Here is a 19200-nt window from a genome sequence, read left to right on the forward strand (position 1 = left end):
TCAAAAACGCCGTGACGCTTTCAAAAACTTTTCCTAGTACAACGACGGGGATACAGTCACTTATCGCCGCTAAGGGCCATTTGCGCGCGTTTTTGAATAGCGGCGATAATCTCCTGCTCGCCAGCGCTATCCAATCCCATATAGGGCCGTGCGGTGATTGCAGCTGGGCCGGGAGCCATACCCGGCTTTCCGCCCCATTGATGAATCGCGGCGTAGGGTTTGTTGGAGCCGATAATCGCCCAGTTTGGGCCATAATCGGTGGTGACGCTGCGGGCGAGATCGCCCTGTAGCGTGAGGATTTTACCCGGCAGATAGCCGTGCTCTTCTCGCCAACGTCGCCAGGGATCAGACCAGGCAGCCCAGCTTTGCCTCTCAGGACTCTGTTCCCGCTCAAATGCCTGCTCTGTCGATGAGAGTAAGGCCCCGGCAACAACACGGGTAATGCCTCGGCCATCATCGCCCATTTTTATGAGTGTCCGAAAGGCACGCTGCAGGCGCTTTTGGTCAATGACGACCGCGAGATTTAACGTGCTCATGGTTGCTCCAATCCCCGGTTAATGGTTAACTATTGACTGATAGGCCGATGTACGCTTAACCGGTAAAGTCGGTGCCGCGTTAGTCACGTGGGCATGTATGCAGGTTCGATCCCTGCCATCGGCCTTAATTCAGACTCCCTTCCAATAGTTCAAGCCAGCCGCCGGCAATATCTCCTTGTAAGACCTGACTCTCGACCCGATAAGCATTGATCACCACATCCAGTTGGTCGGGATGCTTCTTTATGCCAAAAGGTGCATTTACCACGACTTTGGCAAGGCCATCTCGGCTGGCCACAACGTACAGCAGATTGTTGTGACGTTTATCCCACAAAACCGCCTGAGGATGGGCTAACAGACGAGGGAGCAGCGCCAGATCGTCTTGTGATAACGCTACGCCGCTACGTTGGTGTTTATCACTATCTATGTGCATCAGATTTTTTTCACTCATCGCCAGTAAGCGTGCCGGTGCCGTTCCGGTACGCACGGCCACAGCATCAGCGATGTGTTCACTCATAAACCCCAGCGTCTGAATACCGTTACCCGCACGCCGGGTCTCGGCGACACGGCGCGCCCACAGTGAAAAGGCCAACTGGCGAGCCGGACTGTTGTTCAGGATTTGAACCACCTGCTGGCGTAACGCCGGATCTTGTACCTCAACCAGTTTACGAATGAGCGACTGATCTGTACCAAATGCCGCCGAGCCAGGATTATATGACCAGCCCACATCCGGGGTCATTTTTACCCGGCCATTGTTAAAGGTAGTTGAGGCCGTTTTGAAAACTTCACCGGTGGTCTCATCAATACCCGCGTCCACGTCTTGTGTATGCAGGTAGCTAGCCCCGTAGCTGACACGCAACCCTAATGCTTTTAGCCTGGCGGCAGACAATGCCCGAACCCGGCAACGACAGCGCCAACCGTTCGGGGGGTAATGCGTTTTCCAAAACGGATCATCATAGCGGAATACCAGTCCGTTTAAGGCAGCATGTGCCGGACGTGTCCGGCTGTCCAGTACGGCCACATATTGCCAATAAGGATACAAATCCGCCGTATTTACCATTTGGGCGTAACGCCCGCTGTTATAGGCGGTACGGGTGTTCACGTCATAAATCAAGGCGAGGCGGCGGGCACTGCCCAATTGGATCTCGTTGGCATTACCCTGGCTATCCACAGCAATTTGCTTTCCCCACCATCCCAGCCGTTGCAGTCGCGGGGTCAGCGTCTTAATAAACTCATCGCGGGAAATCCCCTCACTGATCGCCCGATCTGTTTCCTCCCGGATAGACGTCAGCACATCCATTCTTACCGCTTTGGCCACGGTAAACATTCGGGCGTGTACATCAGCCAGTTGTTCGTACCAGTTCCAGGTGATGGCGTATCCTTTGGCGCGAAAATACGCCACGCTCTCCTTTGGCGGTAGGCGAGCGGCATAAGCCAGATCAATCGGTTGTGGCATCAAGCCTCCCCCAGACCTCGGCAGCAAAGACGGCACGGGTCAGCATGTCAATCAGGTCATCATCATTCATCTGCGGATACAGCGCCGCCGCCTGTTGCATTGCCGCCTCCGGGCCATGCTGGCGGATAGCGGTAATCAGCGGGGCCAATACGGGATCGATCGTGGCATTTAGCCCGGCAACATCCACATGCTCGGCCATGATATCCAACGCATCTTTAGCAGGCGGAGTCGGTACGGCGTCTTGTGCCGATAGCGGGGCCTGCGACGTGGGTAACGGTGTCGCCGCTGTGGCGGTAAATACCGGCTCATCATTCTGCGGTACAGGGATCCGCAGTTTGTCATGCAGCCAGGATACGGGGATAGGCATCCCCACGGCCAGCTTAGGGATAGCGTCGGCAAACATGGACATATCTTCCGGCTCCATCGTATCGAACGTGAAGCGCGGTAGGCGTGTTGGATCCAACGGTGAAGCGCTGTTAACCGCCAGCATGGGATAAATCAGATCACGGTTAAGGGTGGCAATCAGGTGGCGCAGGTCGGCATTACGAATATCTTTGCGCACCTCGTTATGCACCTCGCCCAACGCCCGGTTGCCGTTGGTATCGGTCTGACTGGTCAGCGTTGAGCCGAGGATTGCCTTAGAGATAGTCTTTTCGCCCCAGTTCATCATGGCGAGGAAAGGATCTGACTGGCCGTTCGCCGCCGTCGCAAAGTCCAGACTCATCCCCGCCGGGATAATCCCCCCGGCCCGGCGACCAATATCCATTACTGCTCGCATCAAGGCTGCTTTTTGCTCTTTGCTGGCACCGCTGGGATATTTACCCACCTTCAACGGTAAGCCGTAAATCTCCAGAAACTCGGCAAAATCCCGCAGACTGTAATTTTTGAAAATGAACGGCCAGATAAGGGTGCGCACCAGTCCTTGCGTCCCGGCATAGCCGGTTTTGGATTTAGCCTGATGACGTACCCAACCGAATGGCTGCAACGCCACACCCTGATAGCTGTCATCGCGCAGACGGATTTCGTGATAGTTATCCGGGTTGAGGCAAAAGAGTGCGGGATCGCGCCAATGAAGGGCGATCGGCCAACGCTGCTTTCCTAAGTATCCCCATTCGATTTCCTGCATCGAATAGCCTTTGAGGATCGCATCCGTGGCATCAAACAGCCCATCTTCAAACCAGGCGGCACTCTGCAAAAACTCACTCAACATTGCCGCATCTTTTTTCTCGGCGGCCAGAGCATTAGGCGGTGGCTCAATACGCCACGCCACACTCTGGATAGCCAGACGGCGTTTGCTCAACTCCGCAAACAGGTGCGTGTCTTTTTCTTCAAGATCTGCGGCCAAATCTGCCTGCATGATAAGATCGCCGCGTTCGGCAGCGCGCAGGCATAAAGCTGCCCGGTTAGGGGTGATCCCCGATGACGGATGCTCCGCCGCTCGGCTAGCAACCTGTGGCAGGTCTTCCCGCACAGATTGCATCTCCGGGTCAAAATCAAACGGCTGGCCGTTTATATCCAGAATTTTTCCCATTACCAACAGCCTCGCTCATAGTCGTGATAGTCATCATTCAGATCGTCGGTGGCTTCCTCTAGGGCACGTGTTCGTGCCGGGAGCGCCTGACAGGCGTCATCATCCAGCACAAATCCCTCCATGTAGGCAGCACGGTTCGCCATACACAACGCGACCGCAAAGTCACCGTGACGGCGGGCACCACTCGTCTTGGCCTCGCTGTCTTTGGTGCGCCCTTTATCTATCTGCGGGATACCGTTAACCACCTTGATACTCTGCAAATCGTCCAGGGTGGTCTGATGACGGGCTACCGTGATGTTTTGCGCTTCAAACTCACCTTTGAGCTTCGGCATCCACTCGGCATACCAACGAGGCGAAAGCATGACGCAATCCACCATTTCCGGGCCAAAATGCAGGCGAGCCGCCTCGGCCAGATAACCGCCGTTGCCGGTGGCGTCAAACGCCGCCCCAATCAGGCGCGGCAGGCGGGTGAGAATAAACAGCATGATTTGCCGCTGCTGCTCATAAGTGACGCGCCGCAGCTCGACGCGAAAGCATTCACGCTTGGTCAGCAACGGAGTGATCGCCAGCGGAACAAAACAGGTAAGATCGCCCACGCGTGCAAAGTCCTCGCCGAAACTGTGCGTATTGGCCGGGTCAAGAGCCTCCAATAGCGGGAGCAGGTTCAACTGGCACCAGTCATCGACGTCAGCTTCGCGCTGCACACTGCTCCACAGCTCAAAGTCATCAGGGGCCTCATAGCGCAAGATTGGGATATCCCGCGCCGGGGTCATCGCCGCCTCAATCAGTGGGCGGGACAGATAGGCTCCGCCGGATTTTTTCGGGATACAGCCATACTCTTCGTCGGCATCCTCTTTGCAGGGCGCATTCTTATACAGGTCATCGCGCCATTTTTTCTCGGCTTCCAGCGACCACGGCTGATCCGTGACGTAACAGATACGGCGGTATAATCCGTCATTGATGGCATCATCCAGCGTGATACGGTGAACGCTGTAATCCTTGCGCCCTTCGCGGGCATCCTGAATGTACTGATTAAACAGATTATCGACGCCGTTATGGGTCGATATCAGGCGCACGCGAGCCCCCCACATGGTCAGCGCCATTGCGGCTTTTAACAGTTCATCGAGGGCTTCATGGAAACCGGCTTCGTCAATAACCACATCGCCCTGCAAGCCGCGTAGGTTGGACGGGCGGGATGATAGCGCCTGAATTTTGAATCCGCTGTTGGGAAAGCGGATCATGTAGGTGAGGATTTCCTCTTTTTTGTCGCTATCCCAGAAGGTCTGCTCCCAGACGTCCGCCTTGGCTAGCTGGTTAAAAGCGCGGGCAAACAGCGCACAAGCCGCGATGTATTCCAGCGCCATTTCTTGCTTTGAGCCGACATAAAATACGTTACGGCCCCTCCGGCGGCGGGGCTTGGCCGCCGTGATCACATTGCGGCCCGCCTCGGCCCAGGTCAGGCCGGTACGGCGGGATTTCTCCGCAATGCAGATTTGGCTCTCATCATCAAACCAGCGCTGCTGATAGGCCAGAAAAACCGGCCCATTCTCAGGGTGGATCGCATTGATATCCGTCTGGATAGTGACGCCGAGCAGTTCGGCTTCTTCCTTCAGGTCAATAAGGCGCGGGGCCGTCAGCGCTTTAAGCGTTTTTTTTGACGTCATAGTGTTTACGCTTTCCCCAGCAGAACCATGCGGATCCGCTGCTCCAACGCCTCACTCATCCCATCCTGTCCGCGTAACTCCTCGCTAACCGCGTTGGCAGCCTCTTCGGCATACGCCAGGCGAATTTCCTTTTCGCGCTTAAGGTTGACCATCGCCGTATTTTCCAGACGCTGTACGGCCAGCATGGCGTTTTTCAGCAGATCAACATCAATCTCTGATTCAGGATCATTGGCCTGTTTCATCTGTTTGCGCATGGCCTTAAACAGCAAAGAGCGGCCCATCTCTAACACCAGTTTTGAGGTTTCGCCCGCAGGTTTATCGCCCAGTTCAGTCGTCAACGCTTTGGTCTGCTCGCGGAGTTCCCGCAGATCTTGCATCAACTGTTCATTCTCAGTTGCCAATCGGTTAAGGCCAGAACGGGACAACTTTTGTTCATCGGGTAAACCGGCATCCTCAATCAGTCGGTTTACTTCGGCCAAGATCTGCTGTTGGGTGATCTGCTTTTCACGCAGCATGTCAAACAGCGTCTTGCGAATAGCGTCAGGCAGGCGATCAATTTTGCTGGGGCGGCCACGCGTTTTCTTTTCCATGTGGCCTCCCTTATCGAGCGCGGGGCTTTTTTACACCCGGCACAACGACACGCCCCTCAGAGGCATCCTGTCCGCGAGCTGTCAGGTGTGCGACGTAATAGCCATTTGAAAGGGTTTCAATGCGGACTAATCCCTGCTCAGAAAGCCAGTGGATCAAGGTGCGTACCTTGTCGCGGGAAATGTTGTGGCCGTAAGCATCAAGGCAATCCTGTAAAACGGACTCGCCTAACTCCAGACCCCCCTCGGCCAGAGATCGCAGAATAACCAGGCGCTGATCCTGCGTCAGAATATCATCAAGCATTACTCACTCCGGTTGATGGTTTTTTCCAGCATCAGCTGGTTTTGATGGGATACTGCCCGCAGCGCGGCGTTGGTCTCTTTCAGATCGCCACGCAGTTCATACATTTCTTCTTTCAGGGCGTTAAACTCGGCCTGTGATGGCAAGTTGCCCTGCTGGGTTTCGATACTGCGCAGTCGCTCATCCAGCTTGCCAACGGCCTCTACGGTGGCGAACGAGCGGCGTAACACAAACAGTGCGACGGCATATACGGTGCTAATAATTGACAGCCCCTGTCCCCAGTAGTCTTTGAGAAACTCAAACACGCCGAACCTCCCGTAAACGCTGGCAATCAATACAGCACACCGCCGTTGGGACGATGGCGAGCCGCTGAACAGGAATAAGCTGGCCACAGTCCTCACATTCACGGCAAGCCGTCACGGGTAAGGCCGGGTGGGCCTTGCGGAGTTGGGCCGCTAAACTCTCCGCCTGAAAGCGCGCTTCAATTTCGGCAGCGCGGTCAAAATCATCCATCGCTATTTTTTGCTCATTGGGTGCCGCGAAAGCTCTATCTGACGGATCCCGGCTTTATCGGCATTGCAGTTTTTAATCACGGCCAGCAGTTGCAGGTTGTAATCCACACTGGCCCCGTAGGTGAATGGCTCTGGCGGCATTGGCGCGAGACAATCCGCCAACAACTCGTCAGGGATGGGGACGGGCGGCACCGGTACGTATTGCACGCGCGGCGTCCCGCACGCGGTCAGCGCCACGCTGAGGCACAAGGGCAGCAGCCGGGGCATCATTCGCCAGGGCTTCGCGCACATCTTGCCGGATGACGTCCATCTCTTGCTGGTTTTGTTTTTTCTCATCCCGTACTGCCTTGGAAACCGTGTTAAACAGCGTCATGGCCCGTTGCTGGTTTTGTAGAATAAAACGCGCCTCGTCGCGCTCTCGCCTCAGTAACGCGTTGTCTTCCTGCAAGGTGCCATTGTCGTGATAAAGAAAGGCAACAGCGGCCCCCAGACAGGCGATCACCGCAAACATAAACAGCGTTGCCGCATTCGCTTTTAGCCAAGCCACAAGACCCCCCGCAGAACCAGAACAAATACCAGCAACCCCAGCGTAACCACTCGCCAATATTGGCTTAATCGGCTTTCGGCAAGTCGAACGTACATAGCCACTCATCCGCATTGCGCCGATCACGCAGGCCTGGGAGTACCTCACCGCCTGCACGGATCCAGCGTGGATATTCTTTGCAGGAGGCGGGCATTTCCCCGGCGTTGATGAGCTTTAAGAGTGTGGACTTGCGAAATTTTCCAACCCCTACGTTGTAGATAAACGATGCCAGCGCCACACGTTGACCGTCCGTTAAAGGGGCTGTGACATAGCGATCAATCGCCTGAAATGCACCGCCCAGATCTTTTTCAAGCAAGGCCAGACATTCTGCGTCGGTCTTGTACATGCCGGGCTTAACGTCAGGGCCGGTGTGGCCGTAGCAGATGGTGGGGATTTTCACCGGATCCAGGTAGGTCGTGTTAACTTTCCCTTCCCAATAGCCGGTATAGGTTGCGGTGATCCCCAACAGACTGGCACCGGACAAAATGGCCGCGAGTAACTTTTTACGTAATGCAGGGGGGAGTTTGGGCATGAGGCTATCCGTTCGTCACAATCTGCGAACAGGATAAAAAACAGAGAGGTACTCAGGGGATTTGCATATGCCGGTGAAACTGCAATCCGCCCTCTGGAGGGCCGCCGATTGCACGCGGCGTGACTTAATGCGAAGCGAACAGATCGCGCTGGTAGCGGTTCATGTGCAGTTTGCGCTGGCGACTTATGATGCGATAAAACTGGGTCTGACCCAACCGGTATTTTTTCAACAGTGCGGTCATGTTCCGTCCATCATATTCCCGGTAGATTTTATCATCGCGCAGCGAGTTAAACAGCACCTCCCCATTAGGAAGATAGTAAGAACGCCCACCCATATAATGGCTCATTGCCGCAGCCAGCTTACGTGCCAGCTGGCGCGGTTCATGCGGGGTTTTAGCTTGCCGCTTGATTTCACACTCCAGCACATCGATCAGCGCGACCAGCATTTGCGGCCACTGCCGCTCCAACTCATTAACCGGAATTTCGTCCATATGGTCGAACAGCTGCTGCGCATCGGGATCGCCCTCAAATAAATCAGTTTGGATCTCAGCCATAGACACCTCATGATCGTTTATACAGTACAAGGTGCCATTATATAAAAAATCCCGCCGATTAGCGGGATTTTTGTCATCGTTTAGTTGCCCGGTAGCGCAAATAATCACGACAGAGCGCATCATAGCCACGCGGTGGATTGCCCGGCGGCATTGCCGACAACATGCAGCGTCGGTGCCATTTTTTAAGGCTTTCCAACACCTGCGCGGCCAGTTCACTGTCCCGATTTAACCAGGCAAGCTGTGCCACACCCAGACCGCCATTTAGCGTGGCTGTCGTACGCTTTATCCAGGCATTCAATGCAACTTCATCACCATTTTTAATGAAGCCCTCGTCGTGCATGGTGCGCCATATTGCACGAATTTTTGCGGGGATCGTCGCAGGCTTTATCCCCTTGAGCGGGGGTTTTGCGTGAGGTTTAAAGCCTCGGGTGTTAAAAGCATCGAGAACGTTTTTAAGCTCGTTGTCGGTCATATCGCGGCAACTCCGTTTACCCGGAACGGCTGCTATGAGGACGGCCCGATAGGTATCCTCGTCGAGGTGTAGATCACGGCGGGCGATATGGATTAACTTAATGAGGGACGTACGCTGCATGGTGTGTCTCCTAGCGTGTATACTACATTCAATAGTAATTGATAATGGAGATATATGAATGCGTATTGATTATGATGAAATGAAAAAAATCCTTAATATTTTCTTGGACTCTCCCCATGCATTTATCACATTAAAAGATACCGGAATCCTTGAGGTGAATGATGAGCAAGAGGAGATCCTTTTATTTACATTGTTATTAATGGTAGAGAATGGACTCATAAGTAATGATGAGTTAGAAACGGGCTCTCCATCATGCATTGGTATACACATGACAAATAGCACACCAAGAGTAAACTCCGCGCGAAAAATAAGGCTAACCCAGAATGGGCATGATTTTGCGAGTGCTTTAGCCCAAAAGCCAATTCTTGAGAGAATCAAGAAAGAGTTTGCTGACGCCCCCTTTGATGTTGTTAAAGACGTCAGCAAGAGTATGCTAGCTAAATTTTTTAAAGATAAGCTCGGCCTGGAGTAGTTTCTGGCTTAATCTCCATAAAACATCTAAGGCGGCAACAGCTGCCTTTTTATCATCACTATTTGCCAACATTTCACCCATGCCACTGGCTATAAACAAAGGCCGACATTCATCTTTCATTGTGATTTCATTAGGCATATAGCCTCCGATAGCATTTCTTTTATCATAAAAGACAGTTTTTACAAATGAGGGAAGATTACAATATCTCAACCATTGCTTAGTCATAGGTTAGCATCCCATGATGATTTTTAATCATTTCTTTAGCAACATCGACAGCATCATAATGGTGCCAGTTAAATTCATCATTCTCTGGTGAGAAGGACCATAATTCCACAGCAATTAAAGCAGCCTGATCGCCCAACTCCGACGATACTGCCTTCATCAATCGACGTCGCCAGAAAAAATATTGAACCCTCTGTAATAGATTATTCACACTCCCTCCCCAATAGCTCGCTAATTTTTACAAAAGAAAAACCACGAGTGCGTAGCCTTACAACCTCTTCGGCAATGGCTTTCTTATGTGAGTTCATCATGAATTACCCCTCCCAGCAGATTGTTCGATACGTTGCGCATCCCGAACACAAATCTGCGCGGCATACATCATGCGACCCATTGCCAAACGCAAGTGCGCAGCTGCCTGTCGGTTATGACTCGCTTTGCCAGACATGGATAAACCTTTAGCCATGCACATATGCTCAAGAGCCTCATCAATCAACTCGAATGGCGGTGGTATGAGTTGAGCAGGAGCACTTGCAGGTATTCCCAGTCGCCGGGAGAGGCGTGCTAATTTTCGCGATTTTTCGTTGTCCAACTCACCGCCAAAGCCATTATTCCGTAACTGCTCAATCATAATTTCAACGTCTGCGGCTTCCGATACCACCTTACCAATATTGGTGCGATGGTTGAGGAAACGGCTGATGACGGCGGCTAATTCGCTGGCCTCCTCGTTTAATACCAGCATTTGGGCGTCAAATCCCCAGCGAGAGAATGCTGCGTCATAGATTTCTTTCTTATCCATAATATTGCTCCGATAAATTTGGCGCGCACGAACCCATGACGCGAGCGCCAAATTAAAACAGGGTTTAACGTTCTTTTTTAAATGCCAGCGTCTTGTTCAAATGGGGTGATAGCAAAATCCTCTATTCCTGATTTTACAGAGATACCTGCCACACCCGCTACAGACGTCGGTTCGTTCAGGATAGCTTCTTTATTAACTTCCTCTTTAACTCTGATAAAACGCTCTAACTTGAGGCGTTTTAATGTTTCCAGAACCGAGTCCACCCCACGAATAGATACAGAGGGTGGGCGATTACGCCAGGCGACTTCACCCGTTACCATATTGGCTGTTTTTGTCTTGCCATTTTCTGTGAGTTCATCACGGTGAGACTCACACCAATTTTGAACCCCTTTAGAAAGTACCTCCAAGTCATTTTTAATCTTTTCTATTTCGGGTAAGCATCGCTGTGTAATTTGTGCAATATCGTCATTCATCAACGTTTCGAGGCGAACCGCCTCACGCTGGAGGTCACCGATTTTGCGGATATCACTCGCGGCCTCCGCTTTTGACTGCGGAACATATAGCGCTGCTGCGGATTTAATGCGCTTGGTTTTTGTTGCCATGACTACACTCCGTATTCTTTGAAATAAGTTTGGTATTAATAACTTCACCGCCACATGCGGCTACCGCACGATCGACCTCCATACTCACCAGCTTGATAATTTCACTGGATATTTCACTCATAGCAAGGGCATAGACAGCATCAAGCCCTTTCTTTTTGTCATTGATGCCATCAATAGATATGGTGACACCCACCTCAGTATTATGTTGAAGCCGCCCATCCTGTAACTTTGTTGAAGTATCGCCATCAACATGAAAATCAAAAACAACCCGCACCATAACTAGCTCCTTTTATTACAAGAAAGAATGATTGGAATGATCACAAAAAACACCAGTGCGATAAGATCATCATCTGACATTACCATTAATTACCTCAGCGATTTAAACGCTCCTTAATCAGTTTTGAAAAGTGCAATAGCGCGTCAACAGCATCATTCTGTGAATCGGCCTCCGGGATACCCGGAACATAAATTTCATGCCCGTTATACGAATGCCGTGCCAATACGATGACATTATCCATAATCTGTTGTTTATCGCCTTTGGCGATAGGTAATGCTCCAGGCGGAACACTGTTACCAAACTCAATCAAACCGCTAGCCCAGGCATAGGCGGTAATTTTCTGTGTCATCGCCTTTACTCCCAATAAACCGTGCAACCGTTGATTCTAACTGCATGAACGCGGCGACGTAGGCCGTCAGTTGTTACTGTGATTTCGATGGCTCCGTCAACGGGGGGATGCGTCATGCCTAATACCTCTACCGCTGGGCGCTGACGGTAACGCTTTGAGCGACCAATAACGGCACCTGTTGGCTCCACCATGCGACGAACGGCATTTACAGCATCAAACATATTTACAGGCATAATTAACCTCCTAACGCGATTAAGTCGGTATCAATATTCAGGTCTTTAAATGCAGCACGAATATTGGTCTCAGTTAGTTTCTCGCCATCTGCACTTGCCGTGATATGTGCAAGTCGCAAGGTATGCGATAGCACGCGTAATGCGCCGGGTTTCTCGGCAATGGCGTGCAATAACTTACGCTCTGCCTCGCCTTTGATATCCCAGGCATCCGCAATAGCATTAACATCGGCCTTTTTAGCCTTATGGATCCGTGATGGTTTAGCAATTCGACTAAACAACCGGGCCAATTCAATCGGACGGCGTCCATCACCGGTCATTTGTGACAATACCCGTAGATTACCAATTAGCACCATGCCAATTTTCGTCGCATCTTGCAGAGAACGCAGCTCCTCCAATGCCTCCATATTTAAATGATCTGCCTCGTCAACGATAACCAGGCCACTGGTGCCATTCATACGGCGGCGAATAGCGCGCGCCAATGGGCCTTTACGGCGAGGCGCATCGCTAATACCTAAAACCTCGGCTAGTTCGGTTAAACACTCCGTAACGGTGGCGCAGGAGGGGGAAGCCGTCATCATCCAAACGTTCGGCTTAATACTGTATTCGCGCGCCGCGACGGTTTTACCTACACCAGGGTTACCTGCAATGACGCTGATACACTCTGCTAACTGTGCAAACTGGAATACCGTCCAGATTTGGCGCACTGTTTGTGTTTCAACAAAGCGCGGAGGCTCGGCCAGTGTTGATTTTTGCTGGTAGTTATCCAGCCATACCTCGACGGCCTCCGCTACACGTCCATTATTCCCCTTGTAATTGCCATTGGCGAAAGCGGAGATCACCGCTACCGAGAAGCCGGTCTCGCTGGCAATTTGGGTCATAGTGGCTTTCTCTGCATCAACCATGTCACGGATAGTCTTGCTAATCGCATTAATATCGCTCATAATTCCCTCGTTTTATGATCTTTGTTGTTCCAGATAACCTGAGTGGCTGCTCGGGTTATTTTTTTGCTTAAATTCCGCTATTGCGTGCTTTCTGTTTGGCCAGCAATGCAACGCCTCGCTGGAATGCATCGTCGTCTTCTACATCTTCCACTTCCACCGTGACCGCTTTTAGGGCCGTATTTCCTATAGGGCGGTATACATTTGCTGGGAGCCACTCTGGCGCACCCGGTGCAGGTAACGTCTGTTGATTTTCGGCTTCGGCCAGTCGGATTTTTTCCTCGCCACGCTGGCGCATACCTTTGATCCGCTGCTGGCGGTTGTGATACGCCGCTGTAACCGGGAATGCCTCTTTTTTGTTGCCATCCCAAATCGCGTCACAAATCAGCGTGCCATCCATACGGCAGACAATAACTTTGGACGCATCATGTACGTCATAGCTCACCAACACCTGGCGGCCATGCTCATTGCGTAATGCTTCCGAGTAGTAAAGGTTATTGAATAACCTGACTTCACAACGGTTTACTGTTCGCTCAATCTGCGGCATAAACATATGGCGCAATTCGACGTTGGACAGCCATTCAAGCTGCGTACCCTCCTTTTCCAGCTTGTAACGCCGAAATTGTGCTGGTGTGAAATGCTCGCCATCACCCCGCTTAGGCAAGGATGAGTGGGGGCGATTGTTGTACCACTCAATCCCGTCTTCAATGGCGGCCACCATTGCGTCCCAAGAGGGCAAATCACGTAATGTCTGCTGTTGTTTGGCGGTTAACACCTTGCCCTTATCAACAGCGTTAAGCGCTGATTTAAGCGCTTTTCCCATACGCCGAACCGTGCTTTTATCTGCCCCGGTGCCGTAGTAGGTGGCAAATTGGCGCGCGATGCGCATCCCTAATGTGCGGTTAAGGCGCTCAATAATGCCCCGGCCCTGTGGGTTCTCTGGAATACCTAGCCGGTGATCGATACCCAGGCGAGGCAAAATACCCGTTATATCCGCATCAAATGCCGTATTAGTCTCACCACCACCATTATCTGAGTAATAAATCCAGGGCTTACCATTCTTCGCTATGCTGTAGCGCAGTGCATCGGCAACCGCGATCACACTCTCGGACAATGCCAGGCTCCAGCCCACGATGTAACGACAGCTACCATCGAGAATAAACGTCACCTCGGGTGAGAATGGGTTACCGTGGTCAGGATGCGCGACTTTAACCTTCATCCCATGACCATCGCCGATCCAGACATAATTCACCGGTAGGCAATTCCAGTCACGGCGGACAAAACCTTCAATCTGGCGAGCTTCGCTGCCCGTTATCCGGCCTTTTTGCTTCACCACCGCAGGTAGCTTGTCCATTGCATAGCGGATTGCATCATAAGAGGGCACAGCCGCCTGCATATCCGGCTGATCTGCATAGCGATCCATCCATTCCGCGACAAATGCCTCATAAGCCTCGGTCATCAAAATCCCATTGGGATCTCGCCAGTACTCCAGGAAAGCGGGGAGCCAGGCTATCTGCTCTGGCGGTACTGGCTGGCGCTTACCGGGAGCCAGCAAAACCAGACGTTCGGCAGCCGAGGAAGCCCGTTTATAGTCGGCAACCCAGCGCTTTAGCGTGATTTCACTCAGCGCACGGCTTTTTCCCTTTTTGGCATTGGCTTTTGCCGCAACCTCAGCGAGGCGCTTCGGCAATGCTCCCTCTTTGGCTTGCTTGACCAGCTCTCGGATAGCCTTAGCGCAGCTATAGCCTGGAATTGAACCCAGTTTTAACGCTTCTGCGACCAGCGCCATGCGAGCGTCAGCGGTTTCACGTTGTGCGGTGTTGAGTTCAGCCAGTTTTTGCTCCATCAGTGCCGGGCACTTGCGATAAAGGGCGATTTTTCCCTCATCACGACCTTTTCCCTGCGGTGTAACGGGAGCTAGGGCCGCTACTGGAGAAGTCATCATCTGTTTTACATAGCGAGTACGCACCTGCTCCTGGATAGCTGTCGGTAAGCAATCAATGCTGTACTCAAACGCCTTTGTGCCAGGGCGTTTCCGCTTCATGCCGTCACAAGCCCATTTGTTGAGTGCTGCACGAATTCCCTGCACTGTGCCAGGAAGTCCAGATATACCGACTAATTCATTTACAGAGACAAACATGATCACGCAGCCTCTCGTGAGTAACGGCTGGGCCAGATATCCTCAGGATTGACGCCTATTGCGGCGGCAATAATGCGCTCATATTTGGGACACTTTCTATAAAGCGCATTTTTTAGCGAGTCTTGCTTCAACCCTGCACCAAGGGAGAGTTCACGGAGGGTGAGCCCCTTGACATGGACAGCCGCTACAACATTAGCGGGGTGCCAGTCCTGCTTTACCACTTCATTTCTCATCATCGTTCGCTTATCCTTAAAAGTTATCTGTGCGGATAATCCCGCCGGATAATCTCTACAGATAAATAATTGATCACTACAAAAGAAAAGTAAAGCCTAAAAATCACTTTCTTTGGTTAAAAGTATCTACAAAAGGATAAATTGTTATGAATCATGATGTTATGAGAAAGGAAAGCGTTTTAAGTAAAGGTGATGATTTTTCTTTTCCCTTGATTCAAAAAGAAAGCATAAGAGCAAGGCTTAAGATGTTAATGAAGGGACGCTCTAAAAGTGCTGTAGCAAAGGCATGGGGGCTTCCGTTCTCTACTTTAAATAATTACTTTGAAAAAGATGCCATCCCATCTCTACAAGTAGCGAGTCAAATTGCAGAAGCAGAAGGAGTTAGCATCGACTGGCTTGCATTTGGCAAGAGCGGTGACTCCGTACCCGCTCCCGAGAGGCAGACTTGCACCCCGTTAACAATTTCTCAGGACGTTGTATTGCAACGTTTAATCGCCATTCTCAGTGCTCTTGACGTTGATGACGCGGAGGCGTTATCCAAGTTACTCGCTCTCAACGGTGCTCGCTATTTATCACGATTGCTAAATGCTGAGAACCAGAGTCTGCTGCGCTTAGAGGGGAGAAAACGTATAGCTGCATTGATGCTGGAAGATATGCCTGACGAGCGTGTCAGAGAGATTTTGGCTGAAATTGAAAACGATAAACAGGCTGCTGACGTTGTAAACGTAAAAGCGGGCTAGATCATGGATGTAAAGCCCGTCCTACCGCCAACAGGGTCAGACATGTTAGAATAAGCTTCATAGGGTTTTGAAAGTGTTTAAATCCCCTTGAAAGCAGTTTGAGTGAAGTATCAATAGTTTTCCCGATCGGGGCTATTTTTAGAAATCGGTATCAAAAGGCTGGATTCCCCATCAACAGCCTAACCCTTAGAAATCCCATCAGTTTTCACTTACTCCCGGTTGTTCCCACCAGTATCAAATATCTTCCCTAGTCATAGGCCGACGATCGGCGTCAGGAGGATATCGGCCAGCGGCGCCATCGGGCTGTCTGGGTTACAGCTCAGCGCCACGGTGGTCGCCCCGAGGTCGCGGGCGTAGCGCAGGGCGCCCAGGACATAGGGGGTGCGTCCGCTGGCGGCGATACCGACCACCACGTCGCGGGACGACAGCGCCAGGCGCTGCAGATCGTCCTGCGCCGCCTGCGGGTTGTCTTCCGCATTCTCTACCGCCTGCAGAATGGCCCGCTGTCCGCCGGCGATCACGCCGATCACCTGTCCTGCCGGGGTGCCAAAGGTGGGGGGACACTCGCTGGCGTCCAGGATCCCCAGGCGCCCAGAGGTGCCGGCGCCGCAGTAGATCAGTCGTCCCTGACGCGCAAAGGCGGCGCTGACGGCATCCACCGCCTGGGCGATCTGCGGCAGGATACGGGCAATGGCCGGGGCGACCTTACTGTCTTCGGCGTTGATCAGGTTCAGAATGTCCAGGGTGGACAGGGTATCGATGGCGGCGCTGGCCGGGTTACGGCGTTCGGTCATCATGGCGTCAAGGTTCAGGCTCATGGGCTCCTCTTTCTGGCTGTGGGTAGCGCGGCGCAGACGGCCGGCGCCGCGCGGTGACACAGCATAGCACCGTTGGGAGAGACCGGCGTTATCGCACATGATAACGCGCCGCGCCGGGGTATAATCAGCGCAGGTTTCGGGGCCGGCGCGCGCGGCGCGGCGGCGGAGCAATCGCGATCGCGGCGGAGAAAGGGCATGGAGCGGGTAGGCTATGGGCAGGGGCATAATATTGAAACCAAATGGCTGTACGATTTTTTAACGCTGGAGGGGTGTCGCAATTTTTCCCAGGCCGCCATGCGGCGCAATGTCTCCCAGTCCGCGTTTAGCCGCCGTATTCAATCGTTGGAGCAGGCCTGCGGCGTCGTGCTGTTCGACCGCGGCATATCGCCGTTGCAGCTGACCGAGCAGGGAAAAATTTTTCATTCGCAGGTGCGCAGCCTGCTGCAGCAGCTGGAGAGCAATCTGGCCGAGCTGCGTTCGGGGGGAGATCCGGCCCAGCAGCGGATCGCGATCGCGGCGGCCCACTCCCTGTCGCTGGGGCTGCTGCCCTCGCTGGTAAAGCGGATGCCGGCGCCGTTTAGCTATACGGTCGAGGCCATCGACGTGGACAGGGCCGTCGATACGCTGCGCGAGGGGAAGAGCGACTTTATCTTTTCCTATCATGACGATAACCTGCTTCAGACGCCGTTTGCCCACATTCATCTTTTCTCCTCTCAGCTGTTTCCGGTGTGCGCCACCGATCGGCACGGTCAGCCGCTGTACCGGCTGGATCAGGCCGATGCGCCGCTGCTGAATTACACCGCCAACTCCTACATGGGGCGGCAGGTTAATCGGGTGCTGGCGCGCGATACGTCGCTGAATTTTCGTACCGTCTTCGTCTCGTCGATGAGTGAGCTGCTCAAGCAGGTGGCGCTGGATGGCTCGGGGATCGCCTGGCTGCCGGGCTACGGCATCCGTCAGGAGCTGGCGCAGGGGCGCCTGGTCGCCCTCGATAGCCAGGCCCTGCTGATCCCGATCGATGCCTATGCCTACCGCCTGGATACTCGGATGAGCCAGAGCATGGAGCGTTTCTGGCAGCTGCTGGGCGAGCTGTTTAGCGTCAGGGCGGGGGAGATGGAATAGCTCCGCCCTGGGGCGGAGCAGACGCAGCGGGGTGTACTCAGACCACCAGCGGGGCGATGAGGAAGCCGAAGGCGACACCCGCGACGATCCCTCCCAGCCCCGGCAGCATAAAGGGGTGGTTGACGATGTACTTACCCACCCGCGTGGAGCCGGTGGTGTCAAACTCCATCGCCGCCAGCGAGGTCGGATAGGTCGGCAGCACGAAGACACCGGTGACGGCGACATAGGATGCCAGTATGGCCCAGACGGGGACGTCGAGCGCGATGGCCAGCGGAATGATCAGCGGCGTGGTGGCCCCCTGCGAATAGAGCAGCGCACAGGTTAGAAACAGCACCAGCGCCAGCAGCATCGGGTAGGCGCGCAGGACGTCACCGGCGATGAACTTGATCTGATCCATATGGGCGTCGACGAAGGTGGTGCCCAGCGTCACGATCCCCAGGATCACCGCCAGCGAGCTCATGCCGGAGCGAAACGTGGGCGTCATCACTATCGCATCGCCGTTGGTTTTACACAGCGGCACCATCAGGCAGGTGCAGGAGAGCATGCAGATGATGATGATATCGCGGGTGCCCATCGGCTTGCCGATATCAAAGCCGGGACGCAGCTGCGGGAAGGCCGCCAGGATCACGATGGCGACGGTCGCCAGCAGAAACAGGGCGACGGAGCGCTTGGCCTGCGGCGTATCGACGTTCTGCTTCTCCTGGTATTTGCTGACCAGCCCCTTCTGCAGACGCGCCAGGTACACCTCGTCATCCTGCAGTTCGCACCCCTGGCGCGAGGCGATCAGCGCGGCGACCATCGCGGCGACAAACGAGGCGGGCAGACAGATCGCCATCACCTGAATAAAGGTGACGCCGTTGCCCTCCATGATGGTCAGCATGGCGGCCATGGCGGCGCTGATCGGGGAGCCGGAGATGGCGATCTGCGAGGCGACGACGGAGCCGGCCAGGGTGCGCGATGGCCGGATACCGGAGTCTTTAGCGACCTCGGCAATGACCGGCAGCGTTGAGAAAACGATGAAGCCGGTACCGGCCATAATGGTCATGGACCAGGTGATGATAGGTGCGATGATATTGATATAGCGTGGATTACGGCGCATGAAGGTGCCAGCCAGTCGCACCAGATAGTCCATCCCCCCCGCGGCCTGCAGCGCAGAGGCGGCAACGACAACGGTCATGATAATCAGGATCACGTCTACCGGCGCAGAGCCGATGGGCAGGCCAAGGCCCAGCGTCAGAATGGCCAGCCCCAGCCCGCCGCACAGGCCGATGCCGATCCCCCCCATGCGGATCCCAAAGAAGATTGCGCCCAGAACAACGATGATTTCTAGCCATACCATAAAGGCCTCCAGAGGCAGTGCAATGCCGTTTAGCAGCAATAGTGAAGAAAAGGGGGCGGCGGCCGCCGCCGTGCG

27 protein-coding genes, 1 tRNA gene and 1 pseudogene are annotated in these 19200 nt (G+C 53.5%); 4 read left to right on the top strand and 25 right to left on the bottom strand.

What is annotated here, in order from left to right; translation table 11 throughout:
• Positions 1–56: 56 nt before the first annotated feature.
• A complete protein-coding gene (locus ETEE_RS12840; RefSeq protein WP_034163769.1) occupies positions 57–536 on the bottom strand; it encodes a phage virion morphogenesis protein in 480 nt (159 codons plus the stop codon).
• Between the two features lie 43 nt (positions 537–579).
• Between ETEE_RS12840 and ETEE_RS21480 the strand changes: the two genes are divergently transcribed.
• Positions 580–660 (top strand) — tRNA-Thr (locus ETEE_RS21480).
• Here ETEE_RS21480 and ETEE_RS12845 read toward each other — a convergent pair.
• The 12 genes from ETEE_RS12845 to ETEE_RS12900 form a co-directional block, all read right to left on the bottom strand.
• Positions 661–1989 carry a phage head morphogenesis protein gene (locus tag ETEE_RS12845; RefSeq protein WP_034163768.1) on the bottom strand — a complete coding sequence of 443 codons (1329 nt, stop codon included), beginning with the start codon at positions 1987–1989 and terminating at the stop codon, positions 661–663.
• Positions 1973–3520: a DUF935 domain-containing protein gene (locus ETEE_RS12850; protein WP_034163766.1), complete on the bottom strand. Its 1548-nt coding sequence runs from the start codon at positions 3518–3520 to the stop codon at positions 1973–1975. The genes ETEE_RS12845 and ETEE_RS12850 overlap by 17 nt, the downstream gene beginning before the upstream one ends.
• Positions 3520–5184: a hypothetical protein gene (locus ETEE_RS12855; protein ID WP_034163764.1), complete on the bottom strand. Its 1665-nt coding sequence runs from the start codon at positions 5182–5184 to the stop codon at positions 3520–3522. The genes ETEE_RS12850 and ETEE_RS12855 overlap by 1 nt, the downstream gene beginning before the upstream one ends.
• 5 nt (positions 5185–5189) lie before the next feature.
• A complete protein-coding gene (locus tag ETEE_RS12860) occupies positions 5190–5774 on the bottom strand; it encodes a DUF3486 family protein (RefSeq protein WP_034163763.1) in 585 nt (194 codons plus the stop codon).
• A 10-nt stretch (positions 5775–5784) separates the two neighbouring features.
• Complete coding sequence (locus ETEE_RS12865) at positions 5785–6075, bottom strand: VpaChn25_0724 family phage protein (RefSeq protein ID WP_034163762.1); 291 nt, start codon at positions 6073–6075, stop codon at positions 5785–5787.
• On the bottom strand, positions 6075–6377 hold the full coding sequence (locus tag ETEE_RS12870; protein ID WP_034163761.1) for a DUF2730 family protein: 303 nt from the start codon (positions 6375–6377) through the stop codon (positions 6075–6077). The genes ETEE_RS12865 and ETEE_RS12870 overlap by 1 nt, the downstream gene beginning before the upstream one ends.
• A complete protein-coding gene (locus tag ETEE_RS12875) occupies positions 6370–6585 on the bottom strand; it encodes a TraR/DksA C4-type zinc finger protein (protein WP_034163759.1) in 216 nt (71 codons plus the stop codon). The genes ETEE_RS12870 and ETEE_RS12875 overlap by 8 nt, the downstream gene beginning before the upstream one ends.
• Before the next feature lie 2 nt (positions 6586–6587).
• Positions 6588–6854 carry an Rz1-like lysis system protein LysC gene (gene lysC, locus ETEE_RS22365; RefSeq protein WP_071881915.1) on the bottom strand — a complete coding sequence of 89 codons (267 nt, stop codon included), beginning with the start codon at positions 6852–6854 and terminating at the stop codon, positions 6588–6590.
• A complete protein-coding gene (locus ETEE_RS21330; protein WP_144242824.1) occupies positions 6754–7131 on the bottom strand; it encodes a hypothetical protein in 378 nt (125 codons plus the stop codon). The genes lysC and ETEE_RS21330 overlap by 101 nt, the downstream gene beginning before the upstream one ends.
• A gap of 64 nt (positions 7132–7195) precedes the next feature.
• Positions 7196–7699 (bottom strand): lysozyme, encoded by a 504-nt coding sequence (locus ETEE_RS12890; protein WP_034163756.1) that lies wholly within the window; start codon positions 7697–7699, stop codon positions 7196–7198.
• A 124-nt stretch (positions 7700–7823) separates the two neighbouring features.
• Positions 7824–8252: a Mor transcription activator family protein gene (locus ETEE_RS12895; RefSeq protein ID WP_034163755.1), complete on the bottom strand. Its 429-nt coding sequence runs from the start codon at positions 8250–8252 to the stop codon at positions 7824–7826.
• A 73-nt stretch (positions 8253–8325) separates the two neighbouring features.
• Complete coding sequence (locus ETEE_RS12900) at positions 8326–8844, bottom strand: gp16 family protein (protein WP_034163754.1); 519 nt, start codon at positions 8842–8844, stop codon at positions 8326–8328.
• A 58-nt stretch (positions 8845–8902) separates the two neighbouring features.
• Here ETEE_RS12900 and ETEE_RS12905 point away from each other — a divergent pair, with 58 nt between their 5' ends.
• Entirely contained in the window at positions 8903–9316 is a 414-nt protein-coding gene (locus tag ETEE_RS12905; RefSeq protein WP_034163753.1) for a DUF2513 domain-containing protein, read from the top strand.
• Here the strand turns inward: ETEE_RS12905 and ETEE_RS21335 are convergent.
• From ETEE_RS21335 to ETEE_RS12940, 10 genes are all read right to left on the bottom strand, one after another.
• A complete protein-coding gene (locus ETEE_RS21335) occupies positions 9278–9541 on the bottom strand; it encodes a hypothetical protein (protein ID WP_144242825.1) in 264 nt (87 codons plus the stop codon). The two genes, ETEE_RS12905 and ETEE_RS21335, sit on opposite strands and share 39 nt — an antisense overlap.
• Positions 9534–9749, bottom strand: a complete 216-nt coding sequence (locus tag ETEE_RS21340) for a hypothetical protein (RefSeq protein WP_144242826.1) — start codon at positions 9747–9749, stop codon at positions 9534–9536. The genes ETEE_RS21335 and ETEE_RS21340 overlap by 8 nt, the downstream gene beginning before the upstream one ends.
• 96 nt (positions 9750–9845) lie before the next feature.
• Positions 9846–10334: a nucleoside triphosphate pyrophosphohydrolase family protein gene (locus tag ETEE_RS21940; RefSeq protein ID WP_034163752.1), complete on the bottom strand. Its 489-nt coding sequence runs from the start codon at positions 10332–10334 to the stop codon at positions 9846–9848.
• A 77-nt stretch (positions 10335–10411) separates the two neighbouring features.
• Positions 10412–10936, bottom strand: coding sequence for a host-nuclease inhibitor Gam family protein (locus ETEE_RS12915; protein WP_034163751.1), 525 nt, complete (start codon positions 10934–10936; stop codon positions 10412–10414).
• Positions 10911–11213 carry a hypothetical protein gene (locus ETEE_RS12920; protein WP_034163749.1) on the bottom strand — a complete coding sequence of 101 codons (303 nt, stop codon included), beginning with the start codon at positions 11211–11213 and terminating at the stop codon, positions 10911–10913. Before ETEE_RS12920 ends, ETEE_RS12915 begins: the two co-directional genes overlap by 26 nt.
• 94 nt (positions 11214–11307) lie before the next feature.
• Complete coding sequence (locus ETEE_RS12925) at positions 11308–11562, bottom strand: hypothetical protein (RefSeq protein ID WP_034163747.1); 255 nt, start codon at positions 11560–11562, stop codon at positions 11308–11310.
• 5 nt (positions 11563–11567) lie between these two features.
• On the bottom strand, positions 11568–11795 hold the full coding sequence (locus ETEE_RS21945) for a hypothetical protein (protein ID WP_071881916.1): 228 nt from the start codon (positions 11793–11795) through the stop codon (positions 11568–11570).
• A gap of 2 nt (positions 11796–11797) precedes the next feature.
• A complete protein-coding gene (locus ETEE_RS12930) occupies positions 11798–12736 on the bottom strand; it encodes an AAA family ATPase (protein WP_034163745.1) in 939 nt (312 codons plus the stop codon).
• 67 nt (positions 12737–12803) lie between these two features.
• Positions 12804–14873 carry a Mu transposase C-terminal domain-containing protein gene (locus ETEE_RS12935; protein ID WP_034163743.1) on the bottom strand — a complete coding sequence of 690 codons (2070 nt, stop codon included), beginning with the start codon at positions 14871–14873 and terminating at the stop codon, positions 12804–12806.
• Between the two features lie 2 nt (positions 14874–14875).
• On the bottom strand, positions 14876–15109 hold the full coding sequence (locus tag ETEE_RS12940; protein WP_034163742.1) for a helix-turn-helix domain-containing protein: 234 nt from the start codon (positions 15107–15109) through the stop codon (positions 14876–14878).
• A 143-nt stretch (positions 15110–15252) separates the two neighbouring features.
• On the opposite strand from ETEE_RS12940, the gene ETEE_RS12945 reads away from it, so the two are divergent.
• Positions 15253–15846 carry a helix-turn-helix domain-containing protein gene (locus ETEE_RS12945; protein WP_034163740.1) on the top strand — a complete coding sequence of 198 codons (594 nt, stop codon included), beginning with the start codon at positions 15253–15255 and terminating at the stop codon, positions 15844–15846.
• A 257-nt stretch (positions 15847–16103) separates the two neighbouring features.
• Here ETEE_RS12945 and ETEE_RS12950 read toward each other — a convergent pair.
• Positions 16104–16664: pseudogene (locus ETEE_RS12950) on the bottom strand (N-acetylmuramic acid 6-phosphate etherase); the annotation flags it as partial.
• Between the two features lie 195 nt (positions 16665–16859).
• Here ETEE_RS12950 and hypT point away from each other — a divergent pair.
• The gene (gene hypT, locus ETEE_RS12955; protein WP_034163738.1) at positions 16860–17786 is read left to right on the top strand and encodes a hypochlorite stress DNA-binding transcriptional regulator HypT; all 927 of its coding nucleotides are present in this window, start codon (positions 16860–16862) and stop codon (positions 17784–17786) included.
• Between the two features lie 37 nt (positions 17787–17823).
• Here hypT and ETEE_RS12960 read toward each other — a convergent pair whose 3' ends face one another.
• The gene (locus ETEE_RS12960; protein ID WP_034163824.1) at positions 17824–19125 is read right to left on the bottom strand and encodes an anaerobic C4-dicarboxylate transporter; all 1302 of its coding nucleotides are present in this window, start codon (positions 19123–19125) and stop codon (positions 17824–17826) included.
• Positions 19126–19200 lie beyond the last annotated feature (75 nt).

Source organism: Edwardsiella anguillarum ET080813, assembly GCF_000264765.2.
GTDB lineage: Bacteria > Pseudomonadota > Gammaproteobacteria > Enterobacterales > Enterobacteriaceae > Edwardsiella > Edwardsiella anguillarum.